The sequence below is a fragment of the Streptomyces sp. NPDC088707 genome (assembly GCF_044752725.1).
GTDB lineage: Bacteria > Actinomycetota > Actinomycetes > Streptomycetales > Streptomycetaceae > Streptomyces.
Genome location: NZ_JBIVLV010000004.1, coordinates 280,515 through 294,969, shown reverse-complemented (window position 1 = coordinate 294,969; position 14,455 = coordinate 280,515). Strand labels below are relative to the sequence as shown.

Here is a 14,455-nt window from a genome sequence, read left to right as displayed (position 1 = left end):
TGCCATCTCGTTAAACGTTTACTTCTTGACGACAATGTGACGGACAAGTTGACTTCGTGACACCTCGGCCGCAACGTCGCGGCCTCGTCAGGGAGGCAACCCCAATGAACGCAGTGACGCGTCGCGCCGTCATGTCCACGGCCGCGGTGTCGATGGCCCTCTCGCTCGCCGCCTGCGGCCAGGCCGGCGGCGACAGCGCCGACAGCGGTGACAAGGGCAGTTCGACCAAGATCGGCCTGCTCCTTCCGGAGAACAAGACCGCGCGGTACGAGGCACTGGACAGACCCCAGTTCGAGAAGGCCGTCAAGGGTGCCTGTCTCACCTGCGAAATCGTGTACAACAATGCGGTCTCGGACGTGGTCAAGCAGAAGCAGCAGTTCGACCAGCTGATCGCCGACGGCGTCAGGGTCATCGCGCTCGACCCGGTCGACGCGACCAAGGCCGCCGGCTGGGTCGAGGAGGCGCAGGGCAAGGGCGTCAAGGTTCTCGCGTACGACCGTCTGATCGAGGGCGCCGACGCCTATGTCAGCCACGACAACAACAAGGTCGGCGAGCTCCAGGGTGAGGCCCTGCTCGCCGCCCTCGGCGCGAAGGCCGCCTCCGCCGACGTCGTGGTGATCAACGGCGACGAGAAGGACGCGAACGCAGGTCTCTTCAAGAAGGGCGCCCACACCGCCCTCGACGAAAAGGTCGGCAAGATCGCCTACGAGGCCTCCGGCGAGTGGGACCCGAAGGTCGCCGGCGAGAAGATGTCCGCCGCGATCTCCTCGGTCGGCAAGGACAAGATCGACGCGGTCTACTCGGCCAACGACGGCATGGCCGGCGGCATCATCACCGCGCTTGAGAACGCCGGCATCAAGGACATCCCGGTCGGCGGCCAGGACGCCGAGATCGCGGGCATCCAGCGCATCATCGCCGGCACCCAGACCTTCACCATCTACAAGAGCCCGCTCGAGCTCGCCCCCAAGGCCGCCGAGCTCGCGGTCGATCTGCTGATGGATGTGCCGCTCCGCGCCAAGAGCGAGACCAACGGCGTCCCGTCGATCCTCCTGGACCCGGTGGTCGTCGACAAGAAGAACATCAAGTCCACGGTCGTCGAGGAAGGCATCTACACGGCCGCCGACATCTGCTCCTCTGAACTCGCCGAGAAGTGCACCGAGCTGGGCCTCAAGTAGCCTCCGCCCCGCACCCGTAGGAACCGGGCCCGCCGACCGCTCCGGCGTCTCCGCCCTCCGCGGTTCTTCTGCCCCCTCCCTGCCTTTCATGGAGGGGGCAGCCGCCGGTCAGGCTCCACGTACAAGAGGTGAAGGCTCCAACTGGCGGATACACGACGGGAGTAGTCCGATCTCCCCGCCCGCCCGCGCGTCCACCGAGCCTCCTGACGAATGGCCGACAGCCTACGTCCGGCAAGGGCGCGACCGGGTCCAGAAACGGGCACAGCGGTGATCGTCCGTGATCGTCCATGGGGGGGTAGGGAGCCCCCTCCTCCTCGTCAGGGCCGAGCCCTCCCGGCGGTGCGGGCGAGGGAACCGGACGCACCGCCGGGCACAGGGGGCAGGGGGCGGGGGTCATCCGCGGACGAATGTCAGGTGGACAGGAGTCGGTGGAACAGGGCGCGGTACTGGCACAGGGCCCGGCGCAGACTCTCGGTGTCGGCCTCCAGCCCCTGGCTCCACTGCCCCTCCAGGGCCTGCCGGTGCTGGGCGAAGGTGTCGGCCAGTCCCCTCATCACGTCCCCGACGAGCACGTCCGCCGCGTGGACCGCCTGGCGGGGGTCGTCGACGAACCGGCCCTGCACCTCGTGCCAGCGCCTGCGGAACTCGTCCTCCTCCGCGGGGCCGAGCAGGTCCGGGATCTCCTCCGCGCCCGGGTCGCCACCAGGCCGCGCCGAACGGGCGGGGTCCGGCAGGTGCTCCGCGGCAGCGGCGTCGGGCGCGTTCTGCCGGGGGATCTGGGGGCCGGGCGCCGCGTGGCGGCCCTGGCCGCCGTGGCCGGGGGGCGTGATCGGCATGGGCGGGTGCTGGGGCGCGGCCGTCGGCGCGGACGGGTACGCGGTTGTCGTCCGCTGGGGTGGTACCTGCCCGGCGTCGACGGGTCGGGAGTCAGCCGGTCGCGGGTCGGCAGGCCCGGGGTCGGCAGACCGGGGATCGGCAGACCGGTGGTCGGCAGGCCCGGGGTCGGCAGGCCCGGGGTCGGCGGGTCGAGGGTCGGCAGACCGCGGCTGGGCGTGTCGCGGCGCGGGCGGCGTAACCGTCGGATCGTGCTCCGGCGCCCTCTCCGCGTTGCCTGCGGCCGCTCCGGGCTCGGGGCGTGCGACGCCGGAACGACCCTGCTCTGCGAGCGTGTCCGGGAGGTCGGCCGTGGGTTCGGAACGGTCTGCCTGCGGTTCGAGGCGTCGGCTCGTCGGGTCCGCGAGGTGGCGTCGGCTCGCCGCTCGCGCCGTGCGCTCGGACGTGTCGTGGTGTGTCATTTCTCCTGCCTCCGCGTCAGGACCGGCGGGTGCCGGTCGGCTCGCCGTCGGCGAGCAGGTCGTCGAACAGGGTGCGGTAGTGCATCATCGCGCCCCTCAGCTGTTCGGTGGTGGCGGACTTGCCCGTGCTCATCGCGCGGACCTCCAGGGCCGCCCGGTAGTCCTCCAGGACCCGGCCGTGTCGCACGGACAGGTCGCGCAGCCGCTGCTCGTGCCCCTCGTCGGGGTAGCCGCGGTCACGCATCAGCATCGCCACCAGCTCGTCGGCGTCGCGGACCGCGGCCTCGGGCCGGTCCACGAACTCCTCCTGAATGCGCATCCACCGTCGGGCGTACTGTTCCCGCGCCTCGCCGGGCACAGGCTTGATCTCCAGTTCGGCGAAGCGTCGTTCGCGAGCGTCCAGTTCCTGCTCCGCGGCCCGTCTGCTGCCGGTCGCCTCGACGGCCCGTTCGTACTCGGGCCCGAAGCGGTCGCGCAGTACCGCCCGTCGGCGGCGATGGACCGCGGTGCCGGCGACGAACCCGACAACGACGACTGCGACGACCGCGGCGACGATCAGGACCATTCCGGTCGACATCGGCTCTCACCCTTTCGCGTGCTCTCGCGGGGTCACGCTGTTGCGTCCCGGTTCTTCGGGGTCCCAGGACTCATGGGAGTCCGCGTGCCCCCTGGACTCGCACGCAAACCGGGGCATCCGGGTACGGTCGGTCGGCCGGTACTGGACCGCCTCTGTTTCGACGCGTCCCCGCCCTCGGTCGCCACGGTCGAGTTCCTGACGGAAACGCTGGACGGGTCTCGGCCGGCCAGGCAGGGCTCGCCGCCAAGCTGTGGAGCGAGGTCGACGCCGCCCTCGGCAGGCGGGGACCCGGCCGGTGCGTGCACGGCATCGGGACGTTCAAGGGTGGCGGCCACGACGACACCGTCTCCGTGCTCACCGACGACACCGGCACGGGGAACTGCGGAACTACGGTGTGAACACGCTCCAGGCCGTGGCCGAGATGATCCACCGGACGTTGTCCCCGACCGCGGCCGCCGCGTCCCGCTCCACGCCGGTCCTCACGCCCAAGGAGGCGTATACCGCGCTGCCCCGGGGCTGACGGCCGACGGCCCCGGGTTCTGCCGGTCCGTCACGGCGCCGTCGTCGAGAACTGCGGGGACGCCTTGCGGTGGGCGGCTTCCAGGACCGCGAGGAGGACTTCCTTGCTGGACTCGCGGGTGCGGACGTCGCACAGGACCACCGGCACGACAGGGTCGAGGTCCAGGGCGGAGCGTACCTGTTCCGTGGTCCAGGCCCGTTCTCCGTTGAAGCAGTTCACACCGACCGCGAAGGGGATGCCGCGTTCCTCGAAGAAGTCGATCGAGCCGAAGGAGGCTTCCAGGCGGCGGGTGTCCGCGAGGACGAGCGCGCCGAGGGTGCCGTGGGCGATCTCGTCCCACATGAACCAGAAGCGTTCCTGGCCCGGCGTGCCGAAGAGGTACAGCACCAGTTCCGGGCTGATCGTGATGCGGCCGAAGTCCATGGCGACCGTGGTGGACGTCTTGCCTTCCACTCCGTCGAGACTGTCGATGTTCTGGCCGGCCTGAGTGAGTCGTTCCTCCGTCTCCAACGGCGCGATCTCGCTCACCGACCCCACCATCGTTGTCTTGCCGACACCGAATCCACCCGCGACGAGGATCTTCACGGCCGTGGGGAGATGGATCTGTTCAGAGCTGGCGGATGCCATCGATAACCCTTTCGATGAGTTCCACGCTCGGTCTGTCGGACTGTGAGGGTGGCGCCTGCACGATGACCTTCTCGTCTCCGAGGAGATCACCGCAGAGGACTTTGACGACGCTTACGGGGAGATCCAGATGGGCGGCGATCTCCGCGATCGCTATGGCCCTGTGGCGGCACAGCTCCAGGATCTGCGCCGCCTCCGGCGTCAGGTGGGGATGGTCGACGTCGGGCGATCGCGTGACCACCAGGGTGATCAGCGTGAAGTGGTAGTGGTTGTGTCGAGTACGACCACCGGTGATGGTGTAGGGCCGGAGGTGACGTCCGGCAATCGCCCCGTCGAGCTCGCGCGGCTCAGGCATCCTGGCTGTGTGCGACGGTGTGGTGGCCTGGAATGCGCGGCGCGGCACTCAGATACGCTCCGACCTGCTTGACCATGGTTCCCATCTCGTAGGCCATCATGCCCGCGTCGACCTCCTGCGAGGCGAGGGCCGCCAGACGCGCCCCCTGCCCGGCGGCGGTGATGAACAGGAACGCGTGCTCCATCTGGATGACGGTCTGCTGGACCGCGCCGCCCCGGAAGTACTGCGCCGTACCCCGGGCGAGGCTGTGCATGCCGGACGCCAGGGCCGAGAGGCGCTCGGCGTCGTCCCGGCCAAGGTCGTGCGACTTCCCGATGAGGAGACCGTCTCCTGACAGCACGATGGCGCAGCGTATCTCCGGTATACGGCCCACGAGATCGTCCAGGACCCAGTCCAGCTGCCTGCTGGTGGCCACTTCAGTCATTGCATTCCTTCGCAGTTCGTTGGGTCCCATGGTCAGTACGCCCGTCCACCGTCGTTGCGTGGTGCGCTGTGGGTTCCGGTGGCCTGGTCCATCCCGCGTCGGATGGCGGCGATGATGCGGGCCGACGCCTCGGGCGAGGGCGGACCTCCGCCCTCGTTGTCGAGACGGCTGCCGGCCTCCGCTGCCTCACGGCGCAGCTGTACGGCAAGGCTGGACCCGCGGGTGCGCTGGGGCAGTGTGGCCGGTTGCCCGAGGTTCGGCCTGTCGCCGCCCGGCGTTCCGTACGGGCTCTCGGAGGCGGTGGGCGCCGAGGGGAGGGATGCGTCGGCCATGGGACGGCCGGTGGGCGCCGGCGGGACGGGCGCGTCCGCCATGGGACGGCGGGTGGGCATCGGCGGGACCGGTGCCTCGGTCATGGGGCGGCCGGTGGGCGCCTGGCGGGGAGCGGGTGCGGTCCGGGGCGGTTCGGGGCTCGCAGGCCGCTGGTGCGCGTCGACGGACTCGGTGCTGTCCGGGTGGTGCGGCGAGACGAGTCCGGCACCACCGTACGTGGGGAATCCGCTGTAGTCCGGGACTCGGCTGTGCGTCTCCCGCGGAGGCGCGACGGGGGCTCCGCCGATGTCCCGTGCGTCCGCGGCGAGGTCGTGCTCGTCACGGCCCCCGGGTACCCCGACGAGGGCGGGCGGGCCGTCCGACGGCGCGGTGTGCGGCGTCGGGTCGGGAAGCGCGGAGGTCGCGGATCCGAAGGAGGGAGCGCCCCCGGGCTGCGGGCCCGTACCGGTGTTGATCGCGTTGACGGAGACCCTGGCTGCGGCCCTGAGCTGGTCCATGACCGGGGAGTCGAGTTCCTCGAGCATGTGGACCGGCAGGAACACGATGGCGAGGGTGCCGCCGTAGACCGAGGGGCGCAGTTCGACCCGGATCTGGTGGCGCTGGGCCAGGCGGGAGACCACGAAGTGTCCGAGGCGCGGGTCGGCGCCGAGGGCCGCCATGTCGGGCTTCTGCGGATGGGCCAGGATGTGGTTGGCGTGGGCGAGCTGCTCCGCCGGGATGCCGAGGCCGTGGTCCTCGACGTGCAGAGCGACGCCTTCGGCGACATGCAGCGCGCTGACGACGACCTGGGTGTAGGGCGGGGAGAAGTTGGTGGCGTTCTCCACGAGTTCGGCGAGCAGGTGGGTGACGTCGGCGACCGCACGGCCGGCCAGTGCTATCCGCTTGGTCGCCGGGAGGTTCTCGACCTTGACGCGGGTGTAGTGCTCGGTCTCGGCGACGGCGCTGCGCATCACGTCGGTGATGGTCACCGGTTCGGTCATACGGCGGCTGGGGGGCGTGTCGCCGAGGATCACCAGGTTCTCGGCGTGCCGTCGCACACGGGTGGCGAGGTGGTCCACCTTGAAGATGTCTTTGAGGAGATCGGAGTCGCCGTGCTTGCGCTCCAGGTCGTCCAGGAGCGCGATGAGGCGGTGGATCAGGGTCTGGGTGCGTCGCGTCAGCTGGCCGAGCACCTTCTCGGCGCCCGCGTGCCCTCGGGACTGGCTGAGTATGGTGTCGATGGCCGTGTGGCGGAGTCCCTCGATCGCGGATCCGAGGAGCTGGAGTTCACCGGCGGCCAGGAGCGGCGGCGTCTCGGGGAAGGGGGCGAGTGGCTCCCCCCGCTCGGACTGGGCCAGCGCCTGGGGCCACTGGCGGGCCATCTCCTCGGTCCGGCGCTGGAGTTCCGCCACCGCGTCCAGGGTGGAGCGGCGGGCCCTGAGCCCCAGGACCGCGCCGGCCGTGAGGAGTGCCGCGGTGAGCGTCGTTCCGGCGATCAGGCCGATGAGCAGGCCGGTCGCGCGGTCGGAGGCCGCGTCGGCCAGCTCGTCCAGCGAGGTGGCGCTGAGTTTCTGCAGGTCGGTGACGAGGGTCTCGGCGTCGTCGCTCCAGGCCTTCGTCGAGGAGGGCAGCTGTGTCGCCGGTGCCGCGATGACCGCGTCCTCGATGGAGGCGATCGAGGAGGACTGCGGGGTGGCAACGATCTGCGCGTATCGCGTGCGGGCGTCGCCGGGCAGGTCGTCCGCCGCCAGCGAGGCCCGTATCTCCCGTTGGGCGCCCACCGAGTGACCGAATCGCTGGTGGTCGGCGGCGGAGATGCCGCCCTGAGGGAGGCCGGTGGACAGCAGGGCGTCCTCGCGCGAGAGCATCTCGACGAGTCGGACCAGGGTGGCGGTGGCGTTGCCTCCCCGGGAGAGCGGCCCGTCCTCACTGCGTACCGCGGCGCCGATCAGGTCGGTACCGCTCTGGATGACGTCGGTGAGGTGTGTGAAGGCGTCGGCGGAGGACATGGTGCGGGAGTCGATGGCCTCGCGTCGCCCGGCCAGCGCGTCAAGGGAGGTTCCGAGGCGTCCCGCCGCGGCGCCGAGCGAGCCGTCCGTCGTGGACAGCGCGGCCCGGAACTCCACGACCGCGGCGTCGGTCTTCGCGCGGGCCTGGTCCAGGGCGCTGCGCGCCGCGGCCGAGCGGCTCGTCTGCCAGAGGGCCGTGAGGCGCCGCTCCTGCTGCAGGGCGGACACCACGTTCAGGGTCCTGCCGCCTGTCGTGGCGGTGCGCTCCGCGTCGTCCTGGAGCTGGATCTGCTCGCCGGCCAGACCGGCGGCCGTGTAGCCCCAGAGGCCGGTGAGGGCGATGGCGGGGGCGACGATCGGCATGATCAGCTGCGTGCGGAGAGACCTGCGCGGGGCAAGCCGGTGCCGCGCCTTCGGGTCGCTAGTGCCTGACATCTGAATGGAATCCTCGCAGCGAGCTGACGACAGTGAAGATGATGCTCAGCGGTCCTGACCGCCTGCGGCGTGGCGCCTTGACGCAGGAGCACCACGGCAGTGATCAAGGCGCACCGTATCAGGAGTCCGTGCTACCGGTACGCCTCGCCCACCGCCATCAGACCCGGTCAACAGACTCATGGGCAAGGCGAGTTGATGGGCGGCGGCACCGATTGAATCCGGTCACAGCAGCGCGAGCAACTTCGGGGTGTAGAGGTCGCCGATCGTGGCGGTGCCGGCGACCATGTCGAAGTAGATCGAGGTGAGTTCGGGATCCTGTCGGATCGCGCGGAGCAACGCCAGTCGCTGAGGGTGCTGTTCGGCGAGACGGCCCACGGCCAGGGTCGCCTCATAGCCGGGCATCAGGGCGGCGTCCCTGTCCTTTCCGTACTGGGCGAGGGCCTCGTCGAGAATGGCCGGATCACCGTCGAGCCGTCCGCCGACGTGCCGGGCCAGCAACTCCGCCTGGAGGAAGGCGTCGCTGATGCCGCGCGCGGTGATGGAGTCCTTGTGGTGTCCCGCGTCGCCCACCAGTGCCCACCCCGGCCCCGCCGCCTGCCGGAAGTAGTTCTGCTGGTCGCCGGTGCCGCGCAGGCGCTCCACCTGTGTGGCTCCCTGCAGCCGCTCGTACAGGTCCGGAGCGGTGGCCCGTACCTGCTGGAGGTGGTGGTGCTCCGCGTCGGCGCGGACCTCCTCGAAGCGGGACTGGGGGAAGTAGGTCAGGACCAGGGTGGCCTGGTGGGTCGCGACGGCGGCGACCCAGCGGTCGGGAGCCTCGTAGAGTTCGAGGTCGGCCGGCACGTCCTGCCAGTACGAGTAGTAGGCACAGGTCAGTCGGGGGTGCTCGACGGTGACCGGGGCTCCGGCGAGGCCGGCGACGGTGGAGCGCATGCCGTCCGCGCCGATGACCAGGCGCGCGTGCTCGCGGAAGGCCTTCCCGGCGTGGGTGCCCTCCACCCCGACGACCCGGCCCGTGGTGTCGCGCAGCAGCCCCGTCACCCGGCAGCCCTGCCGTATCTCGGCGCCGGCTTCGGCCGCGGCCTCGGCCAGCAGGGGGTCCAGGATGTGCCGGCGGGGGGCGTAGGCGGCCCGTTGTCCGTCCACGCCTCGCCCGCAGCCCTCGACGCGGATGCCGGCGACCTCGTACCCCACGCGCTCCAGAGGGGGGCAGCCGGTGGCCTTCAGCTCGTCCAGCAGGCCCCAGCGGGCCAGAGCCGCCACTCCTGGCTGGTGGATGAGGTGCGTGGAGAGGGTGTCGGAGGGGAACATGGCGCGGTCGAGAACCAGGACACGGTGGCCCGCCCGTGCGAGCTGGAGGGCGGTGGCGGAGCCGGCGACGCGCGCGCCGACCACGATGACGTCGAGCATGTGGGTGCTGCCTCATAGGGATGGTGGGTTGAACCGCGGCGGGCAGGCCCCTCCCCCGGGAGGCCGGGCCCGCGCGGTGCCGGTCAGCGTGTGAGGGACAGCTCTGTCAGCAGCGCACGGTGGTCGATCTTTCCGTTGGCGTTCAGGGGCAGGCTTTCGAGGACCGAGATGCGGCGGGGTCGCATGTAGGGCGGGAGGCGGTCGGTGAGCTCCGCGAACAGCTTCTGCGGATCGCACGCGCCGCCGGTCACCACCGCGTGGAGTTCGGGCGAGCCGTGGGCGTCCGGTACCGCGAGCACGTACGCCTCGCGCACACCGTCCAGTTCACGCAGTACGGCCTCGACCTCGCCCGGCTCGATGCGGTGACCGCGCACCTTGATCTGGTGGTCGGTTCGGCCGAGGTGCACGAGGGCGCCGTCCCGTACGGTGACGCGGTCTCCGGTGCGGTACCAGTGGTCGACGGTCACCTCGTCCGTGCGGGCCCCGGCACCGCCGTCGTCCCGGTGGTCCGCGGCGCTCCGGGGTTCCGCATCGTCAAGGGGGTCCGCGCCGCCCGAGTGGTCCGCGTCACCCCGGTGGTCCGCACCGCCCCGGTGGTTCGCGTCGTCCCCGGCTCCCGGCGCGGGCGGGTGGAAGCGGCCCGCGTCGTGCTTCGGGTCCAGGTAGCCGGGGAACCGCTGTGCCCCGCGGACCAGCAGCTCACCGGTGTCGGCGGGAAGCCCGTCCTCGTCCAGGATCCGGTGTTCCAGGCCGGGATGGCAACGCCCGATCGGCGCGGTGCCGTTGGGTGTGGTGGGCCACGCGGAGGGATCGTCCGGGAGGCGGTGGGCCGTGCAGGAGATGGTGAGCTCGGTCGGCCCGTAGAGGACCTCGATCGCGCTCTGCGGCGCCGCGGTGCGCCAGGCCCGGGCGGCGGTGAGCGGGAGGGCCTCACCGCCGAAGACGCTCCACCGGAGGGTGGGCATGCTGTTCGGTTTGAGCGTGCCGAGGCGCTCCGCGAAGGAGATCAGCGAGGGCACCGAGAACCAGTGTGTCAGCCGCAGGTTGTTGACCGTCGCCACCGGCGACAGCAGTTGGGCCGCGCTCGGCACCACCAGAGTCGCACCGGACGCCCAGGCGACGAAGAGGTCGTGCACGGAACCGTCGAAGGTCAGGTCGAAGGCAGCCGACATGCGGCTGTCCGCCCCGATCCCGTAGCGGCCGGCCATCGCGGTGAGATAGGCGCAGAGATTCCGGTGGAGGATCGGAACGCCTTTGGGGCTGCCGGTCGATCCGGAGGTGAAGATGATGTACGCGATGTCCTCGGGGCCTGGTTCGGGGAGGTCCGACGGGGAGGACGGCGGTGGGCCTGGCGGGGTCGTGGGCTCGAGCAGCAGCTCGGTCACGCCCAGTACGACGGCGGCACCGGGGGTGTCGGTGAGCACGAGGTCGAGGCCGGCCGCGTCGACGATGGAGGCGGTACGGGACGGCGGGTGCTCGGGGTTGAGCGGGACGACGGTCGCGCCGGCGCGCAGTGCGCCGAGATAGCCGGCGTAGGCGCTGACGGTGCGGCCTGCCAGCAGCCCGACGCGCCGGGGGCCCGGTCCGGTGCGCGCGAGGATCTGCGCGGCGTGGCTCTCGGCCAGGGCGCCGAGTCGGCGGTACGTCAGGGACTGCCCGCCCACTTCCAGCGCGACGCGCTCGTCGCCGTACCGTTCGACGGATCGCGCGAACCAGCCGTACACGTGCTGCGGGTCGGTCATCGCGCACCGACCACGAGCGCGTCGGTCCAGAGGCGCAACTCCCCCACGGTGCAGAGCCGTCCGACTTCCTCCGGGTCGATCTCCCGTCCGGTCTGCTGGCTCAGTTCCACGATGAGCTGGAGTCTGGCCAGGGAGTCGATCCCTATGTCGGCGAGGCGCGAGGCGTCGTCGAAATCGGTGCGGGCGTGCTCGCGCAGCAACCAGTCCGCGGCGCTCTCCGCGCCGGTGGCCCGGTCTTCGCCGGGCCAGTATCTGCGGGTCTGCCAGGGGTACCGGGGCAGCGGAACGACCGCCCCGGGTTCGTCGAACAGGGCGTCCCAGTCCACCTCTTCACCGGCCAGATAGTGCTCGACGGCAGCGGCCAGAGGCGCGGGGACCCCGGTACGCCCGTGACCCGGCGCCCCCGCGGAGGCCAGGGCGAGCGCCAGTTCCTCATGGCCGGCCCCGACGACAGCCAGCCGGTGCGCGTGGTGGGTGCGGCGGACGGTCGCGCTGTAGCAGATGTCGCGCAGGCTGTACGCGGCTCCCTGGCCGCCCGCCCCGAGGTAGGTGACATAGGCGGCGGCGAGGTCGAGCAGGGCCTCGGGGGATCGGGCGGAGAGCGCCAGGACGTACGGAGTGCCCGAGGCGGGTTCCCGCGGGGGGCGGCCGAGGGTGCGGTCCGCCTGGCGCAGCACCACATGGGCGTTGAGGGCGGACACGCCCTGGCTCGACACCCCGGCGAGAGCCGGGCGGTCCGATGACGGGAGGTCCTGGAGGTCGACCGGGATCCGCACCGGCAGCCGCTTCCAGTCCACTTCGGGGGTCGGCTCGCCGACGTGGAGACTGGCCGGTATCTGGCCGTTCCGCAGGCACAGCACGGTCTTGATCAGGCCGGCCATGCCGCCGGCGGCCTCCGCGTGGCCGATGTTCGACTTCGCCGATCCCACGAGGAGCGGCCTGTGGTCCGGGCGGCCCTTCCCCAGCACCTCGCCGAGGGCTCGCAGTTCCAGCGGGTCGAGCAAGGGGCTGCCGGTGCCGTGGGCTTCCACGTAGTCGACCTCGCCCGGGTCGACGTCCGCGTCCTCGTACGCCCACCGCAGTACGTCAAGTTGGCCCGTGAGGGACGGGTTGAGGAGCTGGTCCGTGGTGCGGCCGTCCGTGCCCACCGCACTGCCGGCGATGATCGCGTGCACCCTGTCCCCGTCGGCGATGGCGTCCGCCAGTCGCTTGAGGACCACCACTCCGACGCCGTCGCTCGGGGCGTGCCCGTCCGCCCGGGCGTCGCCGAAGCGGCTGCGGCCGTCGGGCGAGAGCGTTCCGGCGTGTCCCATCATGATGCCCTCGTCGGGGCGCAGCACCAGGTTCACTCCCGCGGCGAGCGCGAGGGAGCTCTCCCGCACGCGCAGGCTCTGCACGGCACTGTGCACGGCGTAGAGGGAAGAGGCGCACGCCGTGTCTATGAGCATGCTCGGGCCGCGGAAGTCGAAGGCGTACGAGACCTGAGCGGGAATGACCGACCGGAAGTTGAGGTACTGCACGGCCGTCATGGCCTGCGGGCCGTGACGGAAGGCGCGCTCGACGAAGTCCGCTCGCGTGGCCCCCACGAACACGCCGGTCCTGGTTCCCGCCAGGCGATCGGGCCTCAGCCCGGCCTCCTCCAGTGCGTCCCAGGCGGTCATCAGCAACAGGCGCTGCTGTGGATCCAGTTCGGCCGCGCCACTGCTGGACATGCCGAAGAACTCGGCGTCGAAGTCCGCCAGGCCGTCCACGTATCCGGCGCGGCGGCTGCCTATGGCGCCGGGTTCGGCCTTCGCTGAGTCCAGGAAGTCGGCGTCGTAGCGATCGGGCGAGGAATCCGCAGTGGCATCCGTCCGATTGCACAACAACTGCCAGAATTCGTCGATGTCTCCGGCTCCCGGAAGTCGGCAGGCCATTCCGACCACCGCCACTGAGCGCGCATCCGCGTTCGCTCCGTTCATTCAGAAAACTCCCTCAATGCCTCACCGCAGCACGTACAGTGCGAAGCAGCTTCAATTCAACGGACCGCGCCTGGGCAGTACAGTAGGCGTTGGCCTGCGGTTCTGGGAGTGGGCCCGGTCCGGGGACCGACCCGCACTTCGCCAGAGCGGCGTTCACGGGTGGCAGGTGAAGCCCCGTCGGGGCTCCGTCGCTTGCGGGCACCTCGAGTGCGCCCCCCACGGGGTCGACCAGCCCCCACCAGGCCGACCGCCCCTGGGTCACTGCGCTCACATGCCTGTCTCCTCGGCCCACGCGCTCCCGCGTCCTAGATCAACCCCGCATGATTGTCATATGCCTTGCCGCCATTCCTCGTCATCCGACGATCAGTTGGCGTGAACTGATCGTTACCCGTTGAAACATCTTCTTTTTCTGGATATACTGCTGGTTTTCGTGATGCGAGGCACTAAATCGCCCCGCCGTGACGGTCCCCGCGGCAGTTCATCGCCCGAGCGTCCCCCAACCAGGCCCGAAAACCGGGTAGGTGACGGACCACCAGGTCCGGGGATCTGATTTCATGTGATCTCATGGATCCCCAGACAAGTGGCGAGGCCCGGCGGCAGCGCCTGCAGGCCCTTGGCCTCAACTCGGCAGACGCGGAAGCCACCTTCGATCGCGTGGCCAAGGTGGCGGCGACCGTGACCGGAGCGCCGCTGGCCATGGTCAACTTCATCAACGACCAGACGCAGATGTTCCGGGGCATGTACGTCCCCCGGGCCCCTGACGCCTCCCCCGATGAGGTCACGAGCGCCGATGCCGGCATCACGTTCGACCTGAGCAACTCCGTCGCCCGGGAGGCACCCGGCGACTACGGGTTCTGTCCTCACGTCGTCGCGCAGGGAGCTCAGCTGGCTCTCGACGACGTGCTCGACTATCCCCGTTTCGCCGGCAACCCGTTGGTCAACGACATGGGGGTGCGCTCCTACCTCGGCACTCCCCTGCGCGACAACACCGGCATGATCCTCGGCACCTTGTGTGTGGCCGACACGTCCCCCCGCACATGGGACCCGCAGACCAAGGAGCTGATGCACGACCTCGCCCAGACGCTCGTGTCGGAGTTCAGGCTCCGGGACAGCCTCCTCGCGCAGCAGCAGGAGCTGTTCGCCGTCTTCGACGGGGCTCCGTTCCCCATCATGCTCACCGAAGGCCCCCGCCATCTGATGCGCTACGCCAACGGCCGCCAGGCGGTCGTCTTCGGCATGGGCCGCCAGTACCTGCCCGGTCCGTCGGAACTGCCCGGTCTGCGGAGCGCCGGCGTCTTCGACGCCATGGACACCGCCTTCCACAGCGGACAGCCGATCACGCACCGGGCTTCCCTGCCGACCGCCGACCACGTCGGGTACCAGGAGTTCGACTTCCTCTGCACTCCTGTCCGAACCTCTCCCGGTGCGCCGATCAGCGGCATCCTGACGGTCGCCATGAACGCCTCGACGGTCTCCGACCCGCACGCGTTCTCCGTCAACGTGCAGCAGCAGTTCGAGCGCCTGGGCGCCGGAGGCGGCTCCGCGCCCTTCCCCGGCCAGCCCGGGTGAGTCCCCGGCCGGCTTGGGTGAGTCCCCGGCCGGCCCGGGTGAGCCCTGGC

At 70.8% G+C, this 14,455-nt stretch carries 12 protein-coding genes; 3 read left to right on the top strand and 9 right to left on the bottom strand.

Annotated elements, in window-relative coordinates; all coding sequences use genetic code 11:
* Positions 1 to 104: 104 nt before the first annotated feature.
* Complete coding sequence (locus ACIP84_RS15235) at positions 105 to 1,175, top strand: sugar ABC transporter substrate-binding protein (RefSeq protein WP_401798177.1); 1,071 nt, start codon at positions 105 to 107, stop codon at positions 1,173 to 1,175.
* Between the two features lie 410 nt (positions 1,176 to 1,585).
* Here ACIP84_RS15235 and ACIP84_RS15230 read toward each other — a convergent pair whose 3' ends face one another.
* Together ACIP84_RS15230 and ACIP84_RS15225 are read right to left on the bottom strand one after the other, a co-directional pair.
* A complete protein-coding gene (locus ACIP84_RS15230) occupies positions 1,586 to 2,011 on the bottom strand; it encodes a hypothetical protein (RefSeq protein WP_401798176.1) in 426 nt (141 codons plus the stop codon).
* A 475-nt stretch (positions 2,012 to 2,486) separates the two neighbouring features.
* On the bottom strand, positions 2,487 to 3,047 hold the full coding sequence (locus ACIP84_RS15225; RefSeq protein ID WP_401798175.1) for a hypothetical protein: 561 nt from the start codon (positions 3,045 to 3,047) through the stop codon (positions 2,487 to 2,489).
* A 394-nt stretch (positions 3,048 to 3,441) separates the two neighbouring features.
* Between ACIP84_RS15225 and ACIP84_RS15220 the strand changes: the two genes are divergently transcribed.
* Positions 3,442 to 3,567, top strand: a complete 126-nt coding sequence (locus ACIP84_RS15220; RefSeq protein ID WP_401798174.1) for a hypothetical protein — start codon at positions 3,442 to 3,444, stop codon at positions 3,565 to 3,567.
* Positions 3,568 to 3,597: 30 nt separating this feature from the next.
* Here the strand turns inward: ACIP84_RS15220 and ACIP84_RS15215 are convergent, their stop codons facing one another.
* From ACIP84_RS15215 to ACIP84_RS15185, 7 genes are all read right to left on the bottom strand, one after another.
* The gene (locus tag ACIP84_RS15215; protein ID WP_355963518.1) at positions 3,598 to 4,194 is read right to left on the bottom strand and encodes an ATP/GTP-binding protein; all 597 of its coding nucleotides are present in this window, start codon (positions 4,192 to 4,194) and stop codon (positions 3,598 to 3,600) included.
* Positions 4,175 to 4,546 carry a DUF742 domain-containing protein gene (locus tag ACIP84_RS15210; RefSeq protein WP_319312842.1) on the bottom strand — a complete coding sequence of 124 codons (372 nt, stop codon included), beginning with the start codon at positions 4,544 to 4,546 and terminating at the stop codon, positions 4,175 to 4,177. Before ACIP84_RS15210 ends, ACIP84_RS15215 begins: the two co-directional genes overlap by 20 nt.
* On the bottom strand, positions 4,539 to 4,970 hold the full coding sequence (locus ACIP84_RS15205; RefSeq protein WP_187620541.1) for a roadblock/LC7 domain-containing protein: 432 nt from the start codon (positions 4,968 to 4,970) through the stop codon (positions 4,539 to 4,541). Before ACIP84_RS15205 ends, ACIP84_RS15210 begins: the two co-directional genes overlap by 8 nt.
* A 32-nt stretch (positions 4,971 to 5,002) precedes the next feature.
* The gene (locus tag ACIP84_RS15200) at positions 5,003 to 7,726 is read right to left on the bottom strand and encodes a nitrate- and nitrite sensing domain-containing protein (protein ID WP_401798173.1); all 2,724 of its coding nucleotides are present in this window, start codon (positions 7,724 to 7,726) and stop codon (positions 5,003 to 5,005) included.
* 222 nt (positions 7,727 to 7,948) lie between these two features.
* Positions 7,949 to 9,133: an FAD-dependent oxidoreductase gene (locus ACIP84_RS15195; protein ID WP_401798172.1), complete on the bottom strand. Its 1,185-nt coding sequence runs from the start codon at positions 9,131 to 9,133 to the stop codon at positions 7,949 to 7,951.
* Between the two features lie 83 nt (positions 9,134 to 9,216).
* Positions 9,217 to 10,875, bottom strand: coding sequence for an amino acid adenylation domain-containing protein (locus tag ACIP84_RS15190; protein ID WP_401798171.1), 1,659 nt, complete (start codon positions 10,873 to 10,875; stop codon positions 9,217 to 9,219).
* Positions 10,872 to 12,836, bottom strand: a complete 1,965-nt coding sequence (locus tag ACIP84_RS15185) for a beta-ketoacyl synthase N-terminal-like domain-containing protein (protein ID WP_401798170.1) — start codon at positions 12,834 to 12,836, stop codon at positions 10,872 to 10,874. Before ACIP84_RS15185 ends, ACIP84_RS15190 begins: the two co-directional genes overlap by 4 nt.
* 564 nt (positions 12,837 to 13,400) lie before the next feature.
* Between ACIP84_RS15185 and ACIP84_RS15180 the strand changes: the two genes are divergently transcribed.
* Positions 13,401 to 14,405: a GAF domain-containing protein gene (locus ACIP84_RS15180; protein WP_401798169.1), complete on the top strand. Its 1,005-nt coding sequence runs from the start codon at positions 13,401 to 13,403 to the stop codon at positions 14,403 to 14,405.
* Positions 14,406 to 14,455 lie beyond the last annotated feature (50 nt).

Excerpts from the sequence above, each read along its gene's own strand:
- ACIP84_RS15235 (WP_401798177.1), top strand. The coding sequence starts at position 105 with ATGAACGCAGTGACGCGTCGCGCCGTCATGTCCACGGCCGCGGTGTCG.
- ACIP84_RS15230 (WP_401798176.1), bottom strand. The coding sequence starts at position 2,011 with ATGCCGATCACGCCCCCCGGCCACGGCGGCCAGGGCCGCCACGCGGCG.
- ACIP84_RS15225 (WP_401798175.1), bottom strand. The coding sequence starts at position 3,047 with ATGTCGACCGGAATGGTCCTGATCGTCGCCGCGGTCGTCGCAGTCGTC.
- ACIP84_RS15215 (WP_355963518.1), bottom strand. The coding sequence starts at position 4,194 with ATGGCATCCGCCAGCTCTGAACAGATCCATCTCCCCACGGCCGTGAAG.
- ACIP84_RS15210 (WP_319312842.1), bottom strand. The coding sequence starts at position 4,546 with ATGCCTGAGCCGCGCGAGCTCGACGGGGCGATTGCCGGACGTCACCTC.
- ACIP84_RS15205 (WP_187620541.1), bottom strand. The coding sequence starts at position 4,970 with ATGACTGAAGTGGCCACCAGCAGGCAGCTGGACTGGGTCCTGGACGAT.
- ACIP84_RS15200 (WP_401798173.1), bottom strand. The coding sequence starts at position 7,726 with ATGTCAGGCACTAGCGACCCGAAGGCGCGGCACCGGCTTGCCCCGCGC.
- ACIP84_RS15195 (WP_401798172.1), bottom strand. The coding sequence starts at position 9,133 with ATGCTCGACGTCATCGTGGTCGGCGCGCGCGTCGCCGGCTCCGCCACC.
- ACIP84_RS15190 (WP_401798171.1), bottom strand. The coding sequence starts at position 10,875 with ATGACCGACCCGCAGCACGTGTACGGCTGGTTCGCGCGATCCGTCGAA.
- ACIP84_RS15185 (WP_401798170.1), bottom strand. The coding sequence starts at position 12,836 with ATGAACGGAGCGAACGCGGATGCGCGCTCAGTGGCGGTGGTCGGAATG.
- ACIP84_RS15180 (WP_401798169.1), top strand. The coding sequence starts at position 13,401 with ATGGATCCCCAGACAAGTGGCGAGGCCCGGCGGCAGCGCCTGCAGGCC.